Origin of the sequence: Vibrio sp. ABG19 (assembly GCF_029962385.1) — a bacterium.
Classification (GTDB): domain Bacteria; phylum Pseudomonadota; class Gammaproteobacteria; order Enterobacterales; family Vibrionaceae; genus Vibrio; species Vibrio ostreae.
Genome location: NZ_CP071708.1, coordinates 1,297,986 through 1,324,017 on the forward strand (window position 1 = coordinate 1,297,986; position 26,032 = coordinate 1,324,017).

A 26,032-nucleotide genomic window follows, 5' to 3' on the forward strand; every position below is an offset into this window, starting at 1 on the left:
TGCTCGATGCCGTGTGCGCTGCTTAAGATCAGGCGCTGACCTGCAGGATGATTTTTAGCGCTGGGATGGTATCGGAGTGGAAAGTGTCCGCTTGCGGCATTATCATGAGCGCCTTCAATACGCAGATCAGAGAGCACTATGAAGCTGAACCCAAGACAAGATGAAGCCGTGAAATACGTATCTGGCCCCTGCCTGGTACTGGCGGGTGCAGGCTCGGGCAAAACCCGGGTGATCACCAATAAAATTGCCTATTTGGTTCAGCAGTGTGGGTACAAAGCGCGGAATATCGCGGCGGTGACCTTTACCAATAAAGCCGCGCGTGAAATGAAAGAACGTGTCGGCCAGACTTTGGGTAAAGCCGAGTCCCGTGGTCTGATGGTATCGACCTTCCATACCCTGGGGCTGAATATTATTCGTCGTGAGTACAAGCAGCTGGGTCTCAAAGCCGGCTTTTCTCTGTTTGATGACCAGGACCAGCTCGCCTTGCTGAAAGAGCTGACCGAAAAGCAGCTCGACGGCGATAAAGATCTATTGCGTCAGTTGATGAGCACCATCTCAAACTGGAAAAACGACATGTTGTCGCCGGATCAGGCCAAAGCACAGGCGCAGGGCGAGCAACAGCAGCTGTTTGCCTTCTGCTACGAGATGTACCACACCCAGATGCGAGCCTATAACGCGCTCGACTTTGATGATCTGATCCTGCTGCCAGTCCTTTTGTTACGTGGCCAGCAAGAGGTGCGACAGCGTTGGCAGAACAGGATTCGTTACCTGCTGGTCGATGAATATCAGGACACCAACTCAAGTCAGTATGAGCTGGTGAAATTGCTGGTTGGTGAACGCGGCCGTCTGACGGTGGTCGGTGACGATGACCAGTCGATCTACTCCTGGCGTGGCGCCAAACCACAAAACCTGGTGCTGCTGGGGCAGGATTTCCCCAACCTGCGCCTGATTAAGCTGGAGCAGAACTATCGTTCGACCAGTCGTATTCTGCGTGCGGCCAACATTTTGATTGCCAATAACCCGCACGTGTACGAGAAATCGCTGTTTTCCGAGATCCCGGATGGTGAAAAACTCAAAGTGATCATGGCCAAGAATGATGACCATGAAGCCGAAAGGGTGACCGCGGAAATCGTGGCGCATAAATTCCTCAATCGCACTCATTATCGTGATTATGCGATTCTGTATCGTGGTAACCATCAGTCTCGTCTGATTGAAAAATCCCTGATGCAGAACCGGGTGCCGTACAAAATTTCCGGGGGGACGTCATTTTTTGCCCGCGCGGAAATCAAAGACATCATGGCCTACCTGCGCGTGCTGGTGAACCCGGATGACGACAATGCGTTTCTGCGTATCGTTAACACACCGAAACGGGAAATCGGCCCGGCGACCATGGAGAAACTGGGCAGTTACGCCAATATGCGTGGTAAGAGCCTGTTTGAGTCCAGTTTTGAACTCGGGCTGGAACAGCATCTGTCCGGGCGCGGCCTGGACAACCTGCGCCGTTTTACCCAGTGGCTGGTTGCAATTTCCGATAATGCCGAGCGCGGCAACACCGTAGAGGCTGTGCGCTCTCTGGTACGCGATATTCACTATGAAGACTGGTTGTATGAAACCTCATCCAGTGCGAAAGCGGCCGAGATGCGGATGAAGAACGTCTCTGAGCTCTATTCCTGGATTGTCTCTGACCTTGAGGGAGATAATTATGATCAGGAAGAGAAAACCCTCAAAGAGGTGGTGCAGCGCCTGACGCTACGTGACATGATGGAGCGTGGTGAAGATGAGGACGACAGTGATGCGGTGCAACTGATGACGTTGCACGCTTCTAAAGGCCTCGAGTTTCCCTACGTATACATGCTTGGTACGGAAGAGGGCATTCTGCCGCACCAGACCAGTATTGATGAAGACAATGTCGAAGAAGAGCGGCGTCTGATGTATGTGGGGATTACCCGTGCCCAGCGTGAAATGACCTTTGTGATGTGCAAAGAGCGCCGTCAGTATGGTGAGCTGCTCAAGCCGACCCAGAGCCGTTTTCTCGATGAACTGCCTTACGATGATGTCGAATGGGAAGTAAAGAAGAAGCCGCTATCACAGGAAGAGCGAATGGTTAAAGGTCAGGCGCATATCGCCAATCTGAAGGCGATGTTTAAAAAATAGCATGCGTGCTTGTCTGCCTTTGACGGCAGAGAAGAAAGGCTTGGTTGATCCAAGCCTTTCTTCTTTTATCCAAACCTTTCTTGCTTTAGCAACGCTTTGATTAAATTATCCAAGCTGTCACTGCATTGCGGGCTGATCACAGACCTTCTATCATATGCTCAATCGCGGCCATGATTTCATCGTCTGAACAGTCCATACAAGTACCACGTGGTGGCATCATATTCAGACCGTTAATGGCGTGCTGCTGCAGGACATCTTTACCCTGGGCAATGCGCGGAGCCCAATCAGCGGCATTACCGATTTTGGGCGCGCCACTGACTCCGGATGCGTGACAAGCGATACAAAATGTGCCGTAAACAGAGGCGCCATCACGCGGGCCGGTTGGTTCTGCAGCGACCGGTTCACTGCCTGCCAGATACACATTACCCACAGGTTTGATGCGTTCTGCAATGGCATCAGCATCGGCGGAACTGGTTGCGAAGGAGGCGGTAGAAAAGGTTAGTGCAGCGAACAATACGCTTAAGACTGATCGAGACATATCCATTTAACTCACTTTACATTCCAAAGGTAAGTGCTGCTTACCCAATTATTATTTAGCGTAGGGTGACTTATCGGCCGGACTGGCTGTTAAATCAATGTAAACTGTGGGTGATTATAGATCGATAACATGGTGCAATAAACAACAAGTTGCGATCTTCAGGGGGTGAGTCACATCCTTGAAATAGCGTTAATTTGCCTTATCTGATGAAAAAGACGCCAACCGAACAAAAAAAGTTGAAAAAGTACTAGACGGCCCATGGGGATCTACGTATTATTCCCATCCGCCGATAGGGCATGCGCCCGTAGCTCAGCTGGATAGAGCGTTGGCCTCCGGAGCCAAAGGTCGAAGGTTCGAATCCTTTCGGGCGCGCCAATTCCCGGAAGCAATATCGGTAAAAATTTAGTGGTGGCTATAGCTCAGTTGGTAGAGTCCCGGATTGTGATTCCGGTTGTCGCGGGTTCGAATCCCGTTAGCCACCCCATTCGTCGGTGAATAGCGCAGTTTGGTAGCGCATCTGGTTTGGGACCAGAGGGTCGGGGGTTCGAATCCCTCTTCACCGACCACTTATTTAAGTGTCAGGCGTAAAGCGTGAGACTGAGATAACGGCAGATAAGCGGTTATCACAAAATTCAGCGGTGGCTATAGCTCAGTTGGTAGAGTCCCGGATTGTGATTCCGGTTGTCGCGGGTTCGAATCCCGTTAGCCACCCCATTTGTCGGTGAATAGCGCAGTTTGGTAGCGCATCTGGTTTGGGACCAGAGGGTCGGGGGTTCGAATCCCTCTTCACCGACCACCATTTAAAGCCTCGTCAGTAATGACGGGGCTTTTTCGTTTCAGGCCCTAGGATCCGAGGAGCTAGGGCCTGGTTCCCTGAGCTTCGGATAATCTATCAATCGCTTGTACTGTTTTAGGCTTGATTCTGTCCCTGTTGCCTAAGACACTCTGCCAGAACCCAGAACCCAGAACCCAGAACCCAGAACCCAGAACCCAGAACCCAGAACCTAGAACCTAGAACCTAGAACCTAGAACCTTTATTGCCCTCTCTCACCATTTGTGTGCGTACTATCACTTTTTTTATTTTTATGCGGATTGGTGCGCAATTCCTCTTCTAGTCTTTAAACAGACGTTTTGCACGTGAACAATTTATCTGCTCAGTGTCCGTTTGGATCTGAGTTGAGTTAGCTCACAAAAATGATAAGTTTAATGCTCTGCATAATTTTACATTATTGGGTTTAATTGCTGGTTAATGGCTGAATGTCTGGTTTTTATGGTTTAGGTAATGGATTTCATGTGAGATTGTTTCTTTATTGTTAATGGCTGTCTTGACTTGACACTTGCTAAAATATGCATCTGCTCGTTTTTTACAATATCCGTAATATTTGCGCTATATCAGTGTTTAACGCTATGAGTTTGAGTTAGTCTACCGAATGTGGCGAAACATCGGACCACACTAATATCTAGTTTTAGTGCATATAAATTCGATTATGCTGCTTTAAAGTGGTGCGTTATCGATTTTTTATCCTTTTAATGTTGCTTTTGTGTGAAGTTTTCGCCATATTGATGGCCTTATAAATTGCCAGAATATTATACTGGTTTGAATGGATTCACTTGGGCATGCGTTGGTCGACCGCTGATGGTATCGATCGCCGCGGGCCGCAGACAGGGCAGAAAACTGCCGCAGCAGTAGAGGTCTGGTTTAGATGTCACTTTTAGAAGTAAAAAACCTTCGTATTGAATATCCGTCACGCCACGGTGTGCATGCAGCGGTGAAATCGTTGTCTTTCAGCATTGAGCGCGGCGAGATTGTCGGCGTAGTCGGTGAGTCCGGTGCCGGTAAATCGACAGTGGGTAACGCGATTATTGATTTGCTGAGTCCTCCGGGCACGATAGCCGGCGGTGAAGTCTTTCTGGATGGCGAGAAAATCTCTGGCCTGTCTCCGGAAAAAATGCGTGCCGTGCGCGGGTCTAAAATTGGCTTTATCTTCCAGGACCCGATGACCTCTCTCAATCCGCTGTTCACCGTAGAGCAGCAACTGAAAGAGACCATTCATGCCAACATGAAGGTCAGTGATGATGAAGCCTACCAGCGCGCATTATCATTGATGAAGCAGGTCGGTATTCCGCAACCGGAAAACCGTCTCAAACAATATCCGCACCAATTCTCCGGTGGTATGCGTCAGCGTGTCGTGATTGCTATCGCTCTGGCGGGCGAACCGGATTTGATCATTGCCGATGAACCGACCACGGCCCTGGATGTGTCCATTCAGGACCAGATCCTGAGTCTGATCCGCGAGCTGTGCATTAAAAATAATGTCGGCTGTATGCTGGTGACCCACGACATGGGCGTGGTGTCCAACGTGACTGATCGTGTCGCGGTGATGTACCGCGGCGATCTGGTTGAATTCGGTCCGACGGCGAAAGTACTGGGTGATCCGGATCATCCGTATACCCGCAGCCTGATTTCCGCAGTACCGCGCTCCGACATCAAACTGGATCGCTTCCCGCTGGTCACTTATATCGAAGATGCCGCTGAGCACAAAACGCTGGATATTAAGAATCACTGGTTGGGACAGAGTCAGGATCAGCGTGAGTACACCGGCCCGCTGCTCAATGTGGAAAACGTCAGTCTGCGCTTTGTGACCAAAGATTCACTGTTTGAAAGTCGCCGCGAGTACGTGCAGGCTTCCAATAATGTCAGCTTCGAGGTGCAGGAAGGAGAGACTTTCGGCCTGGTGGGCGAGTCTGGTTCGGGTAAATCGACCATTGCCCGGGTGATTGCCGGTTTGTACCAGCCGAATGAAGGCCGGGTGACGTTTGAAGGTCTTGATCTGACGGCGATGAAGTCAGAGAAAGAGCGCCGTCCGGTGCGTCGCCAGATGCAGATGGTGTTCCAGAACCCTTATACGTCAATGAACCCGCGTATGAAGGTCTTCGACATTATTGCCGAGCCGATCCGCTTCCATAAACTAACCAGTGGGGAAGGGGAAACCCGCCAAATCGTCAATGACCTGCTCGATTATGTTGGCCTGGGTAAAATGGCCGGGGTGAAGTATCCGCATGAATTTTCCGGTGGTCAGCGTCAGCGTATTTCGATTGCGCGCGCGCTGGCTACCCGCCCGCGCCTGCTGATCTGTGATGAGCCGACTTCGGCACTGGACGTTTCCGTTCAGGCGCAAATCCTTAACCTGCTGAAAGATCTGCAGGATGAATTAAGCCTGACCATGATGTTCATCAGTCATGACTTGCCGGTGATTCGTCAGATGTGTGATCGGGTCGGGGTAATGAAAATGGGTACCTTGCTGGAAGTGGCGCCGACCGAGCAACTGTTCACCTCGCCGCAGCATGAGTACAGCCAGCAACTGATTTCCTTGATGCCGGAGTTTACCGGCTTGAGAGACGGTGTAAGCGCGGCCTAGCCGCACAGATTGCCGGCCTTCCGGGGCCGGGTTTTGAAACAGAAGCAAATACAACAACTAGGGATTTGGATTCCCGCATAAGGAGTTATGCAATGAAAACCATGAAAAGCAAACTTGCAGTGGCTTTAATGGCAGCTGGCCTCAGCTTTGCCGCCAGCGCGGCTGATATTACAGTGGCTTACGACGCTGATCCGGTATCACTGGACCCGCATGAACAACTGTCAGGTGGTACGCTGCAACTGTCTCACATGGTGTTTGATCCGTTGGTTCGCTACACCCAGGATCTGGACTTTGAACCCCGCCTGGCGAGCAGCTGGGAACGTCTGGATGACAAAACCGTGCGTTTCCACCTGCGTGAAGGGGTGAAATTCCACTCCGGTAATATGATGACAGCCGACGATGTGGTGTGGACGTTTGACCGTCTGCAAAGCTCGCCGGATTTCAAAGCGATTTTTGAACCATATGAGAAAATGGTCAAAGTTGACGACTACACGGTTGACCTGGTATCGAAGGGCGCTTACCCGCTGGTACTGCAAACCGCGACCTACATTTTCCCGATGGACAGCAAGTTCTATTCAGGCAAGACTGAAGACGGCAAAGATAAGAGTGAAGTGGTGAAACACGGTAACTCGTTTGCGTCTACCCACCTTTCCGGTACCGGACCTTTTATCGTAACGCAACGTGAACAGGGCGTAAAAGTCGAATTCGAACGTTTCAAAGACTACTGGGACAAAGATTCGAAAGGTAATGTTGACCATCTGACTCTGGTGCCTATCAAAGAAGATGCGACCCGTGTTGCGGCTCTGCTGTCCGGCGATGTGGATATGATTGCGCCGGTTGCGCCGAATGACCACAAACGTGTCGAAGAAGCCAAAGGTGTCGATCTGGTAACATTGCCAGGTACCCGCATTATTACGCTGCAAATGAACCAGTCGAGCAATGAAGCGCTGAAAGATGTGCGCGTGCGTCAGGCGATTGTTTACGCTATCAATAATCAGGGTATCGTGGACAAAATCATGAAAGGTTTTGCAACGGCTGCCGGTCAGCAGAGCCCGCAAGGCTATGCTGGCTACAATCCTGAACTGGTGCCGCGTTATGACCTGAACAAAGCCAAAGAGCTGATGAAGGAAGCGGGTTATGAGAAGGGCTTTAACCTGACCATGATCGCGCCGAATAACCGCTATGTGAATGATGCTAAAGTGGCCCAGGCTGCAGCGGCAATGTTGTCGAAGATCGGCATCAAAGTTGATCTGAAAACCATGCCAAAAGCGCAGTACTGGCCTGAGTTTGATAAATGTGCGGCAGACATGCTGATGATCGGCTGGCACGCGGATACCGAGGATTCAGCCAACTTCTCTGAATTCCTGACCATGACCCGTAACGAAGAGAGCGGTAAAGGTCAGTACAACTGTGGTCACTACTCAAACCCTGAAGTCGATAAACTGGTGGAAGCGTCAAACGTCGAAACCGATCCGGCTAAACGTGCCCAGATGCTGCAGCAGGTAGAAACGACCCTGTACAACGATGCCGCGTTCGTTCCTCTGCACTGGCAGAACCTGGCCTGGGGGGCGAAATCAACGCTGGACGTCAAACCAATCGTTAACCCGATGGAGTTCCCATACTTCGGTGACCTGGTGGTCAAAGAGTAAGTTGCGCATTAACTGGTAACAGGAGCCTCCGTAACCCGGTTGCGGGGGCTTTCTCACCTTAGGTCATTAATCTTGTTTCAGTCGGGTTAGTGACTGTTTTAAAGGCTGAATAGGGTCCATCGCAGGGCATTAACCCGGATGGATTTAGCATGGAAAGTTAAGGGGCAAGGAATGTTTTCGTTTCTGGTCAAGCGCCTGTTTCAGGCACTGATAGTGATGTTTGTGATCAGTTTGGTGGCGTTTGCCATTCAGGATAACCTGGGCGACCCGCTGCGCGAGCTTGTCGGTCAGTCGGTTTCAGAGACGGAGCGCCAGGCGCTGCGTGATGAACTGGGCCTCAACGATCCCTTCGTCACTAAATACACCCGTTTTGTCACTGCCGCGGTGCAGGGCGACCTGGGTACCTCCTATTTCTTCAAGCGTCCTGCGGTTGAAGTGATTCTCGACAAACTGGTCGCGACACTGGAACTGGTGTTCGGTGCCTCGCTGATCATTATTGTCTGTTCCATTCCGCTTGGGGTGTATTCAGCGATACATCCGAAAAGCGTGTTTACCAAGCTGGTCATGGCCGGCAGTAGTATTGGTATTTCGATCCCGGTGTTTCTGACCGCGATTATGCTGATGTATGTGTTCTCGATTGAGCTTGGCTGGTTGCCATCCTATGGCCGCGGTGAAACCGCAAACTGGCTCGGCTGGGAGTCGGGGTTCTTTACCCTTGATGGTCTTGCGCACCTGATCCTGCCTTGTGTCTCGCTGGCCTCTATCATGCTGCCACTGTTTATCCGTCTGGTACGGGCTGAGATGCTCGAAGTGCTCAGCTCGGAGTACATTAAGTTTGCCAAGGCGAAGGGCCTGGCGATGAACAAGATTTATTACCAGCATGCGCTGAAAAACACCATGCTGCCGGTGCTGACCGTCGGTGGTGTGCAGATCGGGACTATGGTGGCCTACACCATTCTGACCGAGACGGTGTTCCAGTGGCCGGGTACCGGCTTTTTGTTCCTTGAGGCGATTAACCGGGTGGATACGCCGCTTATCACGGCGTACGTGATTTTTGTCGGCCTGATTTTCGTCGTGACCAATACCATCGTGGATCTGATGTATGGTCTGATCAACCCAACCGTTAACCTGACCGGAAAAGGAGCATAATCATGAGCCAGGTAGTCGCAGCTCCTTCACGCTGGGAGCGTTTTAAGCAGTCCGATTTTCTTTACTATTTCCTGCGTGACAAAGTGGCGATGGTCAGCTTTGTTATCTTTATGGTGGTACTGGTCACATCACTGGTGTCCCCGTTGATTGCCCCGAGCAACCCGTATGATTTAACCTCAATCGATATTATGGATTCGGAGTTACCGCCATCCTGGCTGGATGGCGGCGATGAGCGCTTCCTGCTCGGCACCGATAACCAGGGGCGCGATATTTTATCGACCATTTTGTATGGCTCCCGCTTGTCACTGACGATCGGCTTTCTTGCCGTTGCCTTGCAGCTGCTTTTTGGCATCGTGATCGGCCTGTCAGCCGGTTATTTCGGTGGCCGTATCGACAGCTTCCTGATGCGCTTTGCGGATGTGCAGCTGTCGTTTTCGACCATGATGGTCGCGATCATTGTATCGGCCATCTTTAAAGCCAGCTTTGGCAGCGAGTTCTACAGTGAATACGCGGTTTTGATGCTGGTGGTGATCATCGGTGTGGCGGAATGGCCGCAATATGCGCGTACCATTCGTGCCTCGGTGCTGGCTGAGAAGAAAAAAGAGTATGTTGAAGCGGCGCGGGTGATGGGCTTTAAATCACTGCGTATCATGTTCCGTCATATTCTGCCGAACTGTCTGTCGCCGATTCTGGTGATCTCAACCGTGCAGGTAGCGAATGCCATCATGTCGGAGGCGGCACTTTCTTTCCTCGGTCTGGGTTTGCCGGTGGACCAGCCATCACTGGGCTCACTGATCAGTATCGGTTTTAACTACATTTTCTCCGGCTCGTGGTGGATTACCATTTTCCCAGGTCTGGTGCTGGTTACCCTGGTGTTGGTGATTAACCTGCTGGGCGACTGGTTACGCGATGTGTTTAACCCGAAAATCTACAAAGGTTGAGCGGAGTCGATTGATTTTGTTCGAATAATGTACCTAAACTAAGAGCCGTAAGTGATTGCGGCTCTTTTTTTGCATCTGTAATCGAACGTTGAGCAGTAACCATTGTCACTATGAGTAGGATAACTATGGAGATGAGAGTGGTCGTGATGCCTAAAATCACCCATCGAGTTCTGTTGAGCCTGTCCTGCTGCGCTGTACCCCTGTTTTCATTACCGGTACATGCTCAGGAGTTTCTTTGTGATGCGACTCAGGCCGCCAGCAATCAGTTGCCGGTCCTGGATAAGACGTGTCCGATAGGACAAGGTTTATGGGGTAACTCGGCCCCGAAAAGAAAGGATTCTGATTTCTGGATTCAGTGCGGCTTGTTGACCAAGCCTTTATCGTTAGCCCAGGCCCAGGGTTTGTATCAACATATCTCAACCCATGTCTGGATGAAACCGGAAGACAAAGGCACCCGCTGTCTGATCGGGCCTTACGATGATTTCGCCAAGGCGCGCAAAGATTTGCGCGGCGTGCGTACTGTGGGCGGCTACAAGGAAGCCTTTATTCGTGAAGTCGCAAAAAGCACGGCGACGTCAGTGACAACGGCTGCGCCGGTAAAGCGTGCTCCAGCCGCTGCCCCAAAGCCTGCTAAAGCTCAGGCATCAGCCCCGCAACCTAAACCTGTTGCGGTGGCACCTGAGCCAGCCGCTGCGTTGACCGAAACCCGTGCTTTACCTGCAACCGTTGCGTCTCAGGGGGCCGATGTCAGTTTCCGCCATCAGACGTCACTCAACGGAGTGAGTTATGTGGTGCCTTACACCCTGGCCGACAATGTGCAGTTTTATATGGAGCATAACAAAGCCTGGAACCGGCTCAGCTATGACGGCGCGGAAAAAATGTGCCGCAGCCAGAATATGCGCCTGGCTAATGAGCAGGAGTGGAAGCAGTTACTCAATTCAAAAGTGATGGAACGTGAACAGTGGCCGGTGTATCTGCCGTACTGGGGAGAGGGGCGTAAAGGGCTGTTTACCAATGGCAGGACGACAAATCTGAAAGGTACCTCACTGCTGAATGTGTTGTGTGTGAAAGGATAAAAAAATAACCCCGCATTGCGGGGTTATGGTTACCTAGCCTGATTTGACGTGTTATTAATCGTTATCGCTCGCGCCAGTCCACTGCATGTTGAACTTAACGGCTTCGACATAAGCGCCCTGGGATTCTTTCACCCGGCCGATAAAGCTGTATACGTTGCCAACGGTCAGTGACGGTAAATCAAAGTCGATGTTGGCATGGATGATATTGTCTTGGGTATTGTTGTAACACTCGAAGTTATCGTCATAATTGCCACCGGATGAGTATTCCCAGCTCAGGTCGGCACCGGTAAACAGCATGTGGCGGTAAAGGTTCTGAGCATCTTTACAGGTAAAATTCTCATCGGCAAATTCCAGTACCACGTTGGCATCCATGGCGCCATCATCACCAATTGACGGCTGATCGTTGATTGACAGGCCAACCTTGCCGACCGCTTCACCACCGTTCTGGGTTGGCAGAATCATCGGGAAGTAGCGGGTGTCGCCATCATCATCAGACTGCAATTGAATACGCGCTTCGGCATCAGCTTTATTGCTGAAGAAGGTGTAACGTTCAGTCTCCGCTTCTCCGTCTTCCTCTACCGTCCACAGCAGAGTCTGGGCACCGCTTGAGATAACGCTCGCATCGCTGACACTTAAGGTGACGTCCACGTTGCCGCCTTCATCCGGATCGTAGAAGGTTGCAACCAGGTTATCGCCGTCTACCACATAGCTTGCACCACTAGCCTGCTGGGTGGCTTCACTACACTGGGTTAAATTGTCCGGAGTTCGCACGTTTTCGTACACCAGGCCGTCTTCAAAGCGGAATGCGTCACACCATACGCTGCTGTAGTTTTGCTCGTTGATGCCGTTAGAAGAGCCGTGTTCCAGGCGGTACCAGGTTTTGCCTTCCAGAGTGTGCAAATCGCTGGCTGGTGGTGCTACACCTTCCTGCACTGCTGGCAGGGTAAATACGGCGGCTGCAGAAGAGCTGCCCTGATCATCACGTGCTGAGATACGCAACTTGACGCCTGACGGATAGGCCTGAGTGGGTGTGCCTGAGATGGTGGCAATGGCCTGGCTTTGATCGATGCTCAGGGTCAGACCGTCGACCGCAATGGTACCGGATTCGTATTCGGTGATATCACCGTCCGCATCGCTGAATAGGTTGACCAGTGACAGAGTCTGGTTAAACGGTGTCCCCTGCTGCAGTTGCCAGCCATCGATGATCGACTGAATCCGGCTCAGCTCGCCCGACTCGACAACCGGGGCCAGATTGGCGGATACGATGGTCACGTTGAGCACTACAGCAACAGGCGCACCAATCTTGTCGCCATTAGCATCGCGATCGCTGGCCTGCAGAGTGATCGTATACTCACCGCCGCTCGCAACCGGATTGACCGCGGCCAGGCTTAGGATTTGGTCGCTGACACTGAGCGCAATCCCTGTGGTACCCAGGCTGGACTCTTTGACTGTGATAACGGGTGCGATGCCGTCAGCCAGGTCGGTGTCGCGGAACAGGCCGCTAAGATCGAGGGTCGCACCGCTAAAATTTTCACCTTCGGCAACGTTCAGTTCGGTCAGGCGTGTCTGAATGTTATCGACGGTTGCTGTGTCTGTGATTAACTGGTTATTGCTGATGACAGTGCCGACGCTGTCACCATTAACCGGTACCACCGGCTTATAGGTGTCAGAAGCTAACTGCGCATCATCCATGTTGTAGACCGTACTTTGTGCCGTCAGAGCGATTTGGCTGGCGTGCGTACTGTAGTCGTTGCCTTTGGTTTGGGCATCCGCTTTTGATTCGGTCAGAATCTGGGCTACTTTATGCAGCTTACGGTTAGCTTTGTTACCATCGACAAAGTCGCTGTACACATCATCCGCCTGCTCTTCGGTCAGACCCAAACTCAGTGCCACACTCTGTTTGGCGTCATCTTCGCTTAGCGTGCTGTCGTTGCTCATCGCAATCGCAACCAGGTCAGTGACCGGGGAGATCACCTGCGATGAGCCCGGCGCGCGGAATACCAGCTCATGCGCCATAGCCTGACCCGGGTTATCCATATCGATGGTGTATTTACCGGCGTAGGTTTCCGGTTCCAGGTTCGCCAGAGCGGTCTGCATTGCACCGCCCGGAGTCAGGGTTTGCAGCGCCAGTGAGCCTGCAATCTCGGTACCGGCAGGCAGAACCCGCTGGCCGTTCTCGTTGGTCAGGCCAAACAAGGTATCTGTACCAATATCCAGCAGGCCGTTGTTGTTGGTATCGTCAAACAGTACAGCCTGATTAAAGTAGCCGTCGAAACCTGTGATGGTGGTGCTCTGAGCCGCGGTTTGTCCGCTGCTGTCTGAGCCACCGCCGCCGCCACAGCCGGTTAATGCCAAAGCCACAGACACTGCCAGAAAAGTCATTTTCTTCATTATTATTTCCCTGTCGATTGCAAACGAGAACGTGGATGCTTTATTTGCTGCGCCTGTTGTATGCTGTCCCGGCGCAAAAATAGAGTTAAAGCGTAAAATACCAAATCTGAGCCACGTTCTACCTGTTGCCATACCTGCTGGCAATATACGGAAAGCAGCATAAAACCCGTAAATTAATTTATTTTTTTTATCATTAGTGGCTGGAAACCAGTCGTCATGCGGTTTACGGCGTGATGTTTGGATCCGGATGGTGATAAATTAAATTGATTTTCAGGGTTTCCAGCCACTGGGTGTACTCCGGACGCGGGCGCAAAATATAGGTATAAATTTCTCCCTCAAGCGGGATGTCATACTCGGAGTATTCCAAATCCGAAGAAAGGCTGATCGGACGCTGATGAGAGTCAAATTCATAACAGGCTGGCGGATAGTTGCCATAATAATCGCCGGAAAACACCATCATGGTTTGCTGATACAGGGTCGGGCCGGTCAGGGAGGAAAAGGCGAAATAAGGTTCAAACTGACGACAGGAGAGATCGCCCTGATCGGTCACGATGTTCAGATCTGAGTCTGCCGGTTGATAATAGTTAGGGTTGTCGAAGCGGCGGTCGTAAATGTAGTTGCCCATGCTGACCCAGTAATAGTTCTGTTGCTCGTCCATCAGCAGGTAGTCAAAGTTACCGCCTTGATAGAGGTACTGGCCGGTATCACCGTTCAGACGTGCTTGTGCTGCCTCGCGGGTGTCGGAGAGAGTATCGGTTTGATATTCGTCACCGTCATAGCTGGTGACGAGAAAATTGTTGCTGTTATAGATGCGTGACGGATAGCTGTGGCGAAAAATCCAGCTGTAGAGATGGTTAGAATCAAGGCTGAAGTCGATTTGCTGCGTCTTGCGCTGATAGGTTCCGGCGCGCTGCAGCGCTGCGCTGTCAGGGCAGTCGAGGCGGGTTTGTCCCATGGCATAATAAACCACCCCTTTACTGAGGTAGAACAGTTCACAATACAGCACGTCATAATCATAGTGTTGGCCACCCAGTTGGCGCGTAGTCTGGATACGGTATAAACGGGTATCTTCCAGCTGTCGGGTATCCTGCTCGTTGTCATCCTGTGCAACCGGCAACACAAAACTGGTGCTTGGCCAGGTCTCGTCGGCATGAGCATCGTCACTGGCTTCAATCAGCAGCGTCGGGGCGCCACTATCCGGCTCCGGTGTGCCGCTTACGGTCAGCAGTTGAGCAAGGTTGAGTCGCAGGGCTGCGCTGGTGACCGATACCCGGTAGGAGATCAGGTCGCCTTCCGGATCGGTGAACAGATCACTGATATCAACCTGATAACGCACAGCATTGCCCGGGCTGAGTTGCCAGGTCGCAATTTCGTCACTGATGCGTTGATAGGCTTCGCTGTTGAGTTGCGGCGGCTGGTTCTCTTCTGCGGCGCTGGCCGTATCACTCTCTGCCGTCGTGACTGTCTTCACCTCCGCGCCCGCGCTGTCAGGCGCTGTTTCCTCAGATGGTTGCTCTGTCTCAGGTTCACCGTCACTGCTTTCCGTCTCATCGGTGGAGTCGGCTGGTGATCGGCTTGCGTTGTTATCGGCACTATGTGTACCTGCAGAGAGAGAGGGAGCGGACGCTGCGGCGCGCGATGCGCTGTGACTGTCCGGCCACCAAGCATGGCCCGGTGTTAACCCGCGCTGAGCGGTTTCATCCACTGCCAATTGCTCGGTGCGCGAGTCGGCGGGCCACAACAGCCAGGCCCCCAGTACTGCGGCACTCAGTGAAACAAGAACGCGCATCTTAACTTAGCCTCGACTGGAACCAGCACAGGGCGAATTTGAGATCCTTTTCAATCAGGCTGCGGCTGCACTCCAGCAGCTCGCTGATCTCATCGACTTTCATGCCGATCAGATACTTGAGCTTTAGCGCGTTCGACTGGCGCGGATAGCGGGCACTGAAGGTATCCAGAGTTTTATCCATGATGATCAGTTGTTCAAATGATGCGGCGGGCTCTGCATCCGGTAACGATGTCACCGGCTGGCGCTTTTGTGCCTGCTTATGCCGCGCATGGTCGATCAAAATCTGACGCATGATTTTGGCCGCTTTGAGATAAAAATCACGCCGATGATGCACATCATCCAGATCGGCTTGTGATAAGCGAAGATAAGCCTCGTGCACCAGGGCGGTGGTGCTGTGGATACTGTCATTGAGAATTGGATTACTGTCGCCATATTTGCCTGCGTTACGCGCCTGTTCCTGTTCCGCCAGGCGGCGCAGTTGCGCGTAAGCAATATGATAGAGTTCACTTTCTGCGGGCTTATCACCCTGCTTCCAGTTATGCAGTACTTGCGTAAAGGGAGAAGAGACCATTAGCTGTCCTTATGCTGTTTGGTGAATTCATCGACACTCAGGGTTTGCATTGATTCCTGGCCGTCAACGGCGCGCTGTTTGCGTTGCTGATAGCGATACAAAATGCCCTGATCCCAGTGGTGGCCGGCCGGCAGGTATTCCCAGCTGGTAAATTGTGGGCCACGCTCCGGGTCAAACCAGGTCACGGTAATATTGAGATCGCCCACATTGATCCTGTTGTCCGGTTTTTGCAGCCACCACATATCGCGGTATTGTGCAGTGACGTCCCGGGTGTAGTTTTGTGGCTCGGAAGGACACTCACTGACCGACTCAGGCCCGAGCAGGACCTGGTTGGTGGTGATGTGCAGGCACTGATGCTGAATGCCTGAGACCAGGTAGCGAGTACGTAACCAGATGCCCGGTAATGGAATGTGGTCGCCCTTACCGTTCGGGTAGGTAAACCACATCATCTCACTGCGGTTGTTGTGGCTGACGCCGGCTTTATGGCCCAGTCCCTGCGATTTCTCCATAAACAGCTCAGTGAGTGGGTCAAAGTTCATCGCGATGGTGCGGTATTTCCAGTCGCCTTCGTCGTCAAAGTCCTCGACATAGAAGCCATTGAGATCGTTACGGGTACAGCCGTGCCGGGCGCAGCCAATCAGGCCGGCCTCATAGGCAAATTGGCTCAGCGGATGCTCTACTGCCTGGGTGAGCCCGTGCTCAGGTCTGAGCTGGCAGCCGTTAAAGTGATCACCGATAGCCGGATACTCGGTCAGTGTTTCCGCTCCGACTGAAAAGCGCGTTTTACCTATCGGGGCAAAGTAATTGGGATGAGCAGCGCGATCGAGATTGTACGCGCAGATTTTTCCCTGCCAGTCTTTTTTGGGTACCAGGCTGGTTTCGTACATTACGCCTTTTGGCCGGTAAATAACCTGGTCGGATACAAAATTCTGCTCAATATAGTGCTGGCTCTGATTGAGGTGTTCGACCGCTTGCTGAGTCGAGACCAGCGGCAGGTTAAGTGCCGCAAGATGATCGTCAAGAAATGACAAGTCCAGCTGTTTAAGCTGCTGAATAAAATCCCGGTCAGTCAGTGCCTGGCTGAGCAGCGTGATCTCTTCGCGGTTTTGTGGGGTCGAATCCAGCGACAGCAGTAAACGGGTCATGTTTACACTGCGGCTGACCTGGGTACTGGCCAGGGTTGGGGTCACCACTTCCTGACCACTCAGGGTGGTGAGCAGATAGCCATGTTCATCCAGGCCGAGATAGAAGCGGATCACATCGCCGGGATGATAGGAAAAGGTCCCTTTCTGAGTTGTGCCGCTGAGTCCGGAGCTGGTGGTGTAAAACAGGCCGGTGACTGGCGCATCAATAAAATAGCCCTGCTGTGTATCAGGCGCGGCGGCCAGCGGGCTGGTGGCCAGCAGGCTGGCGGTAGTCAGGAGCAGATTACGTAGGATGGTCATGGTTGATTCGGGGTCGCTGGCTGAGCCGTTGGTCGATTGTGCTGTTTTGGTGGTGTCGGCGTAAGCAGTGCCAGTAACATTTTTTGTTTAATGTGTTGCGGGATATCCGGGTTGGATAAAATCCGCCGCCGGGTGATCTCAAGCATGGCATCAATACTCAGTGGTTGTTCGAGCGAATTCTTACTGTGAAACAGCAGTTGGGTCAGCTCGAACAACATGTTGTCCGAGATCTTCTTTTCCGCCGACAATTGGTGGTTTTTCTCGATCACCGCGATGGTAAAACTGGTCGCTGATGCCAGGAGTAACGAGAGTAACAAGCAGTAAAAAGGCCGTCTTTGCACCAGACGTTTGAGCAGGTAAAACGGCAGATGCTGGCGCAGCGAAATCGGCCGCAGAGCGAGCAGATGCTCTACATCATGCCGCAGGTCACCCACGCTGAGATAGCGCTGCCCGGTATCTGACTCGGTCGCTTTAGCTATGATACACGCCAGATCTGAGCCCGCTTTAGGCGTCGGAAATACAGTGTGTAATATCTTACCCAGTGAGTAGACGTCACTTTGTTGGGTGAGGTATTCCCCTTGTTTTTGCTCCGGACTGGCGTACTGATTACTGAACGCGAGCAGAGAGGAGTCATGCAACTGAGCGGACTGCGGTTTGAATTTCTGGGTCAGGTTGAAGTCGATTAGCTTGGGCTGATCTCCGCTGGAGATGAGGATGTTAGCCGGTTTGAGATCGGCATGCAGCACCTGGTGGTCATGGGCGTGTTCGACTGCCTGACAGATACGGATAAACAGCCGCAGCTTGTCCTGACGGGTTAACTCCTGCTGTTGCAGATAACTGTCCAGCGTCGGACCGTGAATGTATTCCATCACGATATAGACCTGGTCGTGAAACAGGCCGCCATCGTACACTTTGGCAATCCCGGGATGGTTGAGGCGGGCCAGGATCTGCGCCTCGGCAAACAGCGCTCGCTGGCCCAGTTGTTCAATGATGTGTGGCTGAATCAGCTTGACAGCGAGTTGCTGTTCATAGGTGTTGTCGGCGCGGGTTGCGGCATAAACGATGCCGATACCGCCGCGGCCGATTTCGTCGTGCAGCTGGTATTTGTCGATCAGTTGCTGTGAGTAATCTGCGCTGTCTGCGGCCCACGCCAAGGCATGATGGGCCAGAACCTGATGCAAACTGGTGGCGGCTGAGGCAGTCAGCAGAGGCAGCACTTCCTGATAAAGATCGGGTTGCTCGACCTGTAAACGCGCGATCGCATCTTGTTGCTCCGATTCGCTCAGATCCAGCCAGTCGTAAAAAAATTGTGTTGAAGAGTCAGGTGCTTGCACGGATTTTTTATCGTATGAATAACCACGTTGGTAGTGTATCCAAAATGTATGTGCAAAGTGAAACTTTTCTTACTATTGCTACATCTGCTGAATGTGAGTTAAGCATTATTGGATGACCGGAATAAAAAAATGCCCACCGGCCGGAGGCGGGTGGGCATTTGGAGGCTGTTCACTCGATTAAGCGTCGGTCGGAATCTTATGCGGTTTGGTGCCGAATAGTTTCATCACCATCACAAAGAACACCGGGACGAAGAAAATCGCCAGGATAGTTGCTGCCAGCATACCACCCACAACACCCCAACCGATCGCGTTACGGCTCGCTGCACCGGCACCGGTACTCAGAGCCAGTGGCAGTACGCCAAGAATAAACGCGAACGAGGTCATCATGATCGGACGCAGACGCATACGACACGCTTCAACGGTCGCTTTCACCAGATCCATGCCATCGTCATACAGGTCTTTGGCGAATTCCACGATCAGGATGGCGTTTTTCGCTGACAGACCAATGGTGGTCAGCAGGCCAACCTGGAAGTAAATATCGTTCGACAGCGACTTGGTGGTTGCCGCCAGAATCGCACCAAATACCCCCAGCGGAACGACCAGGATGATGGAGAATGGCACACTCCAGCTTTCGTACAACGCAGCCAGGCTGAGGAATACGATTAAGATAGACAGGGCGTACAGGAACGGCGCTTGTGAACCGGTCTGAATTTCCTGGTACGAGGCCCCCGTCCATTCCAGGCCAATGCCTTCCGGCAGCTGATCAACAATTTCCAGAATCGCCTGCATCGCATCACCGGTACTCTTACCCGGTGCCGCCGAGCCCTGAATGTTGACGGCCGGTACGCCGTTAAAGCGCTCCAGACGAGGTGAACCGAACGACCAGCGCGTAGTAGCGAAGGCATCGAACGGCACCATATCACCATCGGCGTTACGCACGTGCCACAGGCTGAGGTCATCCGGCGTCATCCGGTAAGGCGCATCGGCCTGCACGTAAACGCGTTTGACCCGGCCGTTATCGATGAAGTCGTTAACGTAGCTCGAACCCAGCGCGGTCGACAGGGTGGTGTTGATGTCCGATACTGTCACACCCATTGCCATCGCTTTTTCATAGTCGATATCAATGCGGAACTGCGGCGTATCTTCCATACCGTTCGGACGTACCTGAGTCAGGTTGGGGTTCGAACCGGCCATGCCCAGCAGTTGGTTACGCGCTTCGATCAGTTTTTCGTGACCCAGGTTAGCCGTATCTGTCAGGTAAGCATCAAAACCACTCGCACTACCCAGGCCTTGAATCGCCGGGATGTTGAATGAGAAGATTTGTGCTTCTTTGATTGGCGCAAACGCAGGGTATGAACGGCCGATAACCGCATCCACCGACTGGCCAGGTTCAGTCCGCTCATCCCAGTCTTTCAGGCGCACAAACGCCATACCCATGTTCTGGCCCTGACCGGCGAAACTAAAGCCGGCAACGGTAAACACAGAAACCACCAGATCTTTTTCATCTTCCTGGAAGTGCTTGCGCACCTTATCCATCACTGCCAGGGTTTGTTCCTGAGTGGAACCGACCGGCAACTGGACAACAGACAAGAAAATACCCTGGTCTTCTTCCGGTACGAATGAAGATGGCAGGCGGGTCCACAGTGTGGCCAGAATGCCGACAATCACGCCGTAAACCAGCAGGTAACGCCAGCGACGATTAACGCCTTTGCCGACGGTGTTCTGGTAGCCTTGGGTACCACGGTCAAACCACTTGTTGAACCAGGCCAGCGGACCGGATTTTACGTGGTGATCTTCGCCTTTTTTCACCGGCTTAAGCATGGTTGCACACAGTGCCGGAGTCAGGATCATCGCCACCAGTACTGACAGTACCATTGACGATACAATGGTCAGTGAGAACTGACGGTAAATCGCACCCGCTGCGCCACCAAAGAACGCCATCGGGATAAATACCGCACTCAGTACCATCGCGATACCGACCAGAGCGCCGGTGATCTGACCCATTGATTTACGGGTTGCTTCACGTGGCGGCAAGCCGTCTTCGCTCATTACCCGCTCAACGTTTTCCACCACCACGATGGCGTCATCCACCAACAGGCCGATAGCGAGAACCAGACCAAACATGGTCAGGGTGTTGATTGAGAAGCCGAATGCCGCCATGATCCCGAAGGTACCGAGCAGAACCACAGGCACCGCGATGGTTGGGATCAGCGTGGCACGGAAGTTTTGCAGGAACAGGTACATCACGAAGAAGACCAGTACAATCGCTTCCAACAGGGTATGAACTACTTCTTCAATCGAGATTTTAACAAACGGAGTGGTATCGTACGGATACACCACTTCGATGTTGTCCGGGAAGGTTGGCTGCAGTTCAGCCAGGCGTGCGCGGACCGCATCTGCGGTGTCCAGAGCGTTGGCACCGGTCGCCAGCGTGATCGCGATGCCCGACGCGTAGTTACCGTTGTAACGGGCCGCGGTCTGGTAGTTCTCAGCGCCAAGTTCAACCCGTGCCACGTCTTTGAGACGAATCTGCGCGCCGTCCGTATCCACTTTCAGCAGGATATTCTGGAACTCTTTGACTGTGGTAAAGCGGCTTTGTGCCGTGATGGTCGCGTTAAGCTGCTGGCCTTCGACTGCCGGTGCTGCACCGAGCTGACCTACTGATACCTGGGTGTTTTGCGCGCGAATTGCGTTGCTTACTTCCGCAGGCGTCAGCTGGTAGTTACTCAGTTTGTTCGGATCAAGCCAGATACGCATGGCGTGCTGGGCACCGAACACACGAACTTCACCGACACCTTGTACACGGCTCAGCGGGTCTTTAACCTGCGATACCATGAAGTCAGAGATTTCAGTGTTGTTCATGCTGCCGTCTTTCGAGATAAAGCCGACAACCATCAGGAATGAACTGGAGGACTTCGCCACCGTCAGACCTTGTTGGGTTACCTCGTTCGGCAGGGTTGCTTCCGCCAGCGATAACTTGTTCTGCACCTGAACCTGAGCAATATCCGGATCGGTACCGGATTCGAAGGTCAGGGTGATACTGAAGTTACCCGCAGAGTCACTGGTGGCCGACATGTAGAGCAGATTGTCGATACCATTCATGTTCTGCTCGACTATCTGGGTCACGCTGTTTTCCACCGTGTCCGCCGAAGCACCTGGGTATGAGCCGGAAATCGACACCGCCGGCGGCGCGATATCCGGATATTGCGAGACGGGCAGTGTCATGATTGACAACACACCCGCCAGCATGATGATGATGGCGATCACCCACGCGAATATTGGGCGATCTATAAAAAATCGTGCCATGTCTTATTATTCCTTAGAATCTTCCAGGACTTGAGGAGTGACTGAGCTGCCCGGACGAATTTTCTGGATACCGTTAACCACTACTTTCTCGCCGGCTTTCAGGCCTGAGTCAATCAGCCACTGATTGCCGATAGTGTTGCTGGTTTCTACCATGCGTGATTCAACCTTGTTGTCTGCATCCACCACAAATACCGACGCTTCGCCGCGCGCGTTGCGGGTGACTGCGGCCTGAGGAATCAGGATGCCGTCTTCGCGATGCTCGGTCGGAACTGCAGCGCGTATATACAGGCCAGGCAGCAGGAACTGATCGGCGTTATCAACGGTGGCGCGTACATTGACCGTACCGGTATTTTCGTTGACCGATACTTCCGCAAACTGCAGCGTTGCACGCTGGTCAATGGGTGTGCCGTCATCAAGGAACAGTTTAATACCGCTCAGCTCTGTGTTTTTTATGCCAGTCGCCTGACGCAGTTTAAGCAACTCACTACTTGGCTGAGATAGGTCGACATAAAGCGGATCCAGCTGTTGAATGGTTGCCAGAGCGTTGGTCTGGTTCGCCGTAACCAATGCACCTTCAGTGATCAGAGTACGACCGATACGGCCGGAGATCGGCGCAGTGATCTTGGTGTAGGCGAGGTTGATTTCAGCAGAGTGAACGTTGGCTTTCGCCTCTTCTACCGACGCTAGTGCTTGCTTGTAGCTTGCCTGCGCGTCTTCGTAATCCTGTTGGCTGACCGAGTTCTTTTTCACCAATTCGCTGTAACGCTTGGCTTGAAACTGAGCCTGAACCAGGCTCGCTTCTGAACGGGCCAGGCTGGCTTTGGCACTGGCTAGAGCAGCTTGATAAGTGGAAGCATCCAGTTCAAACAACACGTCGCCTTTTTTCACCTGGCTGCCTTCCACAAACAGACGTTTGGTGACGATGCCGCTGACCTGAGGACGGACTTCAGCGATACGATAGGCGCTGGTTCGACCCGGCAGGGTACTGGTGACATCGACCGGCTGAGGCGTGATGGTAACTACATCGACTGCCACCGGAGGTGGTGCGCTGTCGCCGCCAGCTTGTGGTGTGGCATCTGGCTGACAACCCGCCAGTGCAATTGCGGCTACAACTGCGGTTAGCCACTGTTTAGAAAAGGCTTTACCGTCGCCCATAATTTCTCTCTCCTTTACCACGTAGAACGTATTAAACTCAGTGATCCTTTCAGGTATACGTACAAACCACCGCTCAGATTCACCGGCTCAAATGTCTTTGTGAGAATGCTGATTAATTGCAAAGCCTCTCAACACCCGATGTCATCCTGATGAACCCAGGTAAAAATCGCATGTCTGGCTGCTGGATAGAACTCTGTCATTTATTGCACAATTGGACAAGTAAATTTTGCTGCACAGATGGACAATTAATGAGGAAGTGCAATTTTTATCCGATTTTCCCGGTTGGGAATTGTCGCACCTAATGCACGCAGATGCATGCGCAAATTTGTTACTGGTCGTTTTTAAATCGGCCATGGGTAGCAAAACTGAAGCAGAAGCTGTGCCAGACAGGGGAGCAAGAAGTCAATAAAGCGGCCTCAGGCTGGAGAACTCTGAGTGGTGACTGAGTTGGCTGAGTCGGTCACTGAGTCGGTCACTGGGTCAGATGAGGGGTCAGTACGCTCCATGCTCGTGCGACAAGAGCTGTTTGGTGCGGCTGGCGGTCGATATGACGCTTCCACTGGGATTGAGGGTGGCCGGATGACCGGGAGCAGAAATACAAAAAGGCCGGGAAACCCGGCCTTTTTTACTGGGCTAAAGGACAGGTACGCCTTAACGCATCGTCACGAACTCTTCGCTGCCAGTCGGGTGGATCGCCACCACGGAGTCGAAGTCCGCTTTGGTTGCGCCCATCTTCATTGCTACGGCAAAGCCCTGGATCATCTCATCGACAGTGAAACCGATGCCGTGCAGGCCAACCACGGTTTCTTCATCGCCAGCACACACCAGCTTCATTTTACATGGCTGACGGTGCTTGGTGACGGCGGTGTACATCGCCGTGAAGCCAGAAGTGTAGACTTTCACTTGGTCGGCGCCGTATTGTTCAATCGCTTCCTGCTCGGTCAGGCCGATGGTGCCGATTGGCGGGTGGCTGAATACCACGGTCGGTACCAGGTTGTAGTCCATCTTGGCATCCGGCTTGTTGTTGAACAGACGCTCAGACAGCTGACGGCCAGCTTTGACGGCGACCGGAGTCAGCTCAATACCGCCTTCCATAATGTCGCCGACACAGTAGATGCCCGGTACGTTGGTGGCCTGATAAGCGTCGACCTTGATGTAACCTTTGTCATTGGTGGCAACACCGGTCGCGGCCAGATTGATGGCATCGGTGGCCGGGTGACGGCCGATCGCCCAGATCAGGGTGTCAACATTGCAGCTTTCACCATTTTCCAGATGCAGGGTCAGGCTGCCATCGGCTTCTTTGGTCACTTCTTTTGGCACGCTGTGGGTGTGCAGTTGCGGGCCTTCTGTCGCCATCACTTCAACCAGAGTATCAATGATCATCGGGTCGAAGCTACGCAACGGTGATTCTTTACGGCACAGCAGGTGGGTTTCTGTGCCCAGTGCGTTGAGTACACCGGCAATTTCCACTGCGATGTAACCTGCGCCAACCACAGCAACGCGTTTTGGTTGTTCATTCAGGTCGAAGAAACCGTTCGAGTCGATACCGTACTCCGCGCCCGGAATGTTCGGGATAGTCGGACGGCCGCCGACAGCGATCAGAATATGATCAGCAGTATAGTGCTCGCCGTTCACTTCCACGGTTTTGGCGTCGACAAACTTAGCAAAGCCACGAATCACTTCAACTTTGTTGTTGCCCAGCACGCGGTCGTAAGACTGGTGGATACGGCCGATGTAAGCCTGACGGCTTTCAACCATTTTGCTCCAGTCGAAGTTTTTCACTTCAACATCGAATCCGTAATCTTCCGCGTACAGGTTCATGGCTTCTGCCACTTGCGCGCCGTGCCACATCACTTTCTTCGGCACACAGCCGACGTTGACACAGGTGCCGCCCAGATCTTTGGCTTCAATCAGCGCCACTTTAGCACCGTACATAGCCGCGCGGTTCGCTGACGCAATGCCGCCACTGCCGCCGCCGATACAGATATAGTCAAAATGTGTTGCCATTACTTTCTCCCGTCAGGCAGGGGCGAGTGGTGTCGCATGCCCTGCGTGTTTTTTAATATGTATCATCAGTAGATGGAGGACAGAATGTCAGAACTCAATCCCTGCGGTTGATTCTTGTTGTCAGCTCCCAGACTCTGGGGACCGGTTTAATTACTCGGGTACAATCCATTCCACTTTGTGGTGACCGGTGGCCGGCGCAATGGTCTGCTTGAGGAACGGCAGGATGGTTTCCATCTGACTTTGCAGTTTCCACGGCGGATTAATCACTATCATGCCAGAGGCGGTCATGCCGCGCTCGTTGGTATCCGGTGAAACCCCGAGTTCAATTTGTAAAATTTTGCGAATGCCGAGTCCCTGCAGGCCTTCAATCATGTCTTCAATATCGCAGCGATTCACCACCGGATACCAGATAGCATAGATGCCGGTCGCCCAGCGCTTGTAGCTTTGTGCTATCGCATTGACCACGTCGCGGTACTCTTTGGCCAGTTCATACGGTGGGTCAATCAGCACCAGGCCACGGCGCTCTTTCGGCGGCAGGCTGGCTTTGAGGCGGGCAAAGCCATCCTCTTTAAAAATCGCCACCTGGCGGTCGCGGTGGAACTCCTGCTCCAGCAACGGGTAGTCGCTCGGGTGCAGTTCGGTCAGCACCATGCGGTCATCAGCACGCAGGTGAGCACGCGCCACTCGCGGCGAACCCGGGTAGTAGCGCAGCTCGTCACCCTGATTCAGCGCTTTAATCGACGCCAGGTAGCTCTGGATATCTGCCGGCACATCCGCCTGCTGCCACAAACGGGCGATGCCCTGTTTATATTCGCCGGTTTTTTCTGACCACTCATGAGTCAGGTCATAGCGGCCGACGCCGGAGTGGGTGTCGTGATAAACAAACGGCTTATCCTTCTGCTGCAGGGACGTCAGGATTAAGCTTTGTACGATGTGTTTCACCACATCGGCGTGGTTTCCGGCATGGAAACTGTGTCGGTAACTTAACAATTTGCGCTCTCTCACCCGGTCGCGGGGTGCTGGTCAGTTCAAAAAACATTATCGCCGATTATACGCCAGTATTGAAAATTGCTGAACCTGGCTATATCTATTAACGTAATAGCCAGTG

At 52.7% G+C, this 26,032-nt stretch carries 16 protein-coding genes and 5 tRNA genes; 11 read left to right on the forward strand and 10 right to left on the reverse strand.

Going from position 1 to position 26,032, the window contains the following annotated elements; all coding sequences use genetic code 11:
- Positions 1-138: 138 nt before the first annotated feature.
- The gene (gene rep, locus J0X00_RS12240) at positions 139-2,154 is read left to right on the forward strand and encodes a DNA helicase Rep (protein WP_136487956.1); all 2,016 of its coding nucleotides are present in this window, start codon (positions 139-141) and stop codon (positions 2,152-2,154) included.
- A 136-nt stretch (positions 2,155-2,290) separates the two neighbouring features.
- Here rep and J0X00_RS12245 read toward each other — a convergent pair whose 3' ends face one another.
- The gene (locus J0X00_RS12245) at positions 2,291-2,698 is read right to left on the reverse strand and encodes a cytochrome c5 family protein (RefSeq protein ID WP_136487957.1); all 408 of its coding nucleotides are present in this window, start codon (positions 2,696-2,698) and stop codon (positions 2,291-2,293) included.
- 292 nt (positions 2,699-2,990) lie between these two features.
- Between J0X00_RS12245 and J0X00_RS12250 the strand changes: the two genes are divergently transcribed.
- The 10 genes from J0X00_RS12250 to J0X00_RS12295 all read left to right on the forward strand — a co-directional run bounded on the left by J0X00_RS12250 (position 2,991) and on the right by J0X00_RS12295 (position 10,926).
- Positions 2,991-3,067: transfer RNA gene (locus tag J0X00_RS12250), tRNA-Arg, on the forward strand.
- Positions 3,068-3,100: 33 nt separating this feature from the next.
- A tRNA-His gene (locus J0X00_RS12255) sits at positions 3,101-3,176 on the forward strand.
- 5 nt (positions 3,177-3,181) lie between these two features.
- A tRNA-Pro gene (locus J0X00_RS12260) sits at positions 3,182-3,258 on the forward strand.
- Between the two features lie 72 nt (positions 3,259-3,330).
- A tRNA-His gene (locus J0X00_RS12265) sits at positions 3,331-3,406 on the forward strand.
- A 5-nt stretch (positions 3,407-3,411) separates the two neighbouring features.
- Positions 3,412-3,488 (forward strand) — tRNA-Pro (locus J0X00_RS12270).
- A 907-nt stretch (positions 3,489-4,395) separates the two neighbouring features.
- Positions 4,396-6,111 carry an ABC transporter ATP-binding protein gene (locus J0X00_RS12275; protein ID WP_136487253.1) on the forward strand — a complete coding sequence of 572 codons (1,716 nt, stop codon included), beginning with the start codon at positions 4,396-4,398 and terminating at the stop codon, positions 6,109-6,111.
- A 92-nt stretch (positions 6,112-6,203) separates the two neighbouring features.
- Positions 6,204-7,760, forward strand: a complete 1,557-nt coding sequence (locus J0X00_RS12280; RefSeq protein ID WP_136487252.1) for an ABC transporter substrate-binding protein — start codon at positions 6,204-6,206, stop codon at positions 7,758-7,760.
- Between the two features lie 171 nt (positions 7,761-7,931).
- The gene (locus J0X00_RS12285; protein WP_136487251.1) at positions 7,932-8,909 is read left to right on the forward strand and encodes an ABC transporter permease; all 978 of its coding nucleotides are present in this window, start codon (positions 7,932-7,934) and stop codon (positions 8,907-8,909) included.
- A gap of 2 nt (positions 8,910-8,911) precedes the next feature.
- On the forward strand, positions 8,912-9,850 hold the full coding sequence (locus tag J0X00_RS12290) for an ABC transporter permease (RefSeq protein ID WP_136487250.1): 939 nt from the start codon (positions 8,912-8,914) through the stop codon (positions 9,848-9,850).
- Positions 9,851-9,996: 146 nt separating this feature from the next.
- Positions 9,997-10,926 carry an SPOR domain-containing protein gene (locus tag J0X00_RS12295; protein WP_282478291.1) on the forward strand — a complete coding sequence of 310 codons (930 nt, stop codon included), beginning with the start codon at positions 9,997-9,999 and terminating at the stop codon, positions 10,924-10,926.
- A gap of 54 nt (positions 10,927-10,980) precedes the next feature.
- Here J0X00_RS12295 and J0X00_RS12300 read toward each other — a convergent pair whose 3' ends face one another.
- The 9 genes from J0X00_RS12300 to J0X00_RS12340 form a co-directional block, all read right to left on the reverse strand.
- A complete protein-coding gene (locus J0X00_RS12300) occupies positions 10,981-13,317 on the reverse strand; it encodes a hypothetical protein (protein ID WP_282478133.1) in 2,337 nt (778 codons plus the stop codon).
- A gap of 223 nt (positions 13,318-13,540) precedes the next feature.
- On the reverse strand, positions 13,541-15,106 hold the full coding sequence (locus J0X00_RS12305) for a hypothetical protein (RefSeq protein ID WP_282478134.1): 1,566 nt from the start codon (positions 15,104-15,106) through the stop codon (positions 13,541-13,543).
- A 1-nt stretch (position 15,107) separates the two neighbouring features.
- Positions 15,108-15,677 carry an ECF-type sigma factor gene (locus J0X00_RS12310; protein ID WP_136487246.1) on the reverse strand — a complete coding sequence of 190 codons (570 nt, stop codon included), beginning with the start codon at positions 15,675-15,677 and terminating at the stop codon, positions 15,108-15,110.
- Positions 15,677-17,122, reverse strand: a complete 1,446-nt coding sequence (locus J0X00_RS12315) for a chromosome partitioning protein ParA (protein WP_282478135.1) — start codon at positions 17,120-17,122, stop codon at positions 15,677-15,679. Before J0X00_RS12315 ends, J0X00_RS12310 begins: the two co-directional genes overlap by 1 nt.
- Positions 17,119-18,456, reverse strand: a complete 1,338-nt coding sequence (locus J0X00_RS12320; RefSeq protein ID WP_282478136.1) for a serine/threonine-protein kinase — start codon at positions 18,454-18,456, stop codon at positions 17,119-17,121. The genes J0X00_RS12315 and J0X00_RS12320 overlap by 4 nt, the downstream gene beginning before the upstream one ends.
- A gap of 177 nt (positions 18,457-18,633) precedes the next feature.
- Complete coding sequence (locus J0X00_RS12325) at positions 18,634-21,762, reverse strand: efflux RND transporter permease subunit (RefSeq protein WP_282478137.1); 3,129 nt, start codon at positions 21,760-21,762, stop codon at positions 18,634-18,636.
- Positions 21,763-21,768: 6 nt separating this feature from the next.
- Positions 21,769-22,917 carry an efflux RND transporter periplasmic adaptor subunit gene (locus J0X00_RS12330; RefSeq protein ID WP_136487242.1) on the reverse strand — a complete coding sequence of 383 codons (1,149 nt, stop codon included), beginning with the start codon at positions 22,915-22,917 and terminating at the stop codon, positions 21,769-21,771.
- Between the two features lie 651 nt (positions 22,918-23,568).
- Positions 23,569-24,924, reverse strand: coding sequence for a glutathione-disulfide reductase (gorA, locus tag J0X00_RS12335; protein ID WP_282478138.1), 1,356 nt, complete (start codon positions 24,922-24,924; stop codon positions 23,569-23,571).
- A gap of 150 nt (positions 24,925-25,074) precedes the next feature.
- Positions 25,075-25,914: a 23S rRNA (adenine(2030)-N(6))-methyltransferase RlmJ gene (locus tag J0X00_RS12340; RefSeq protein WP_136487240.1), complete on the reverse strand. Its 840-nt coding sequence runs from the start codon at positions 25,912-25,914 to the stop codon at positions 25,075-25,077.
- Positions 25,915-26,032 lie beyond the last annotated feature (118 nt).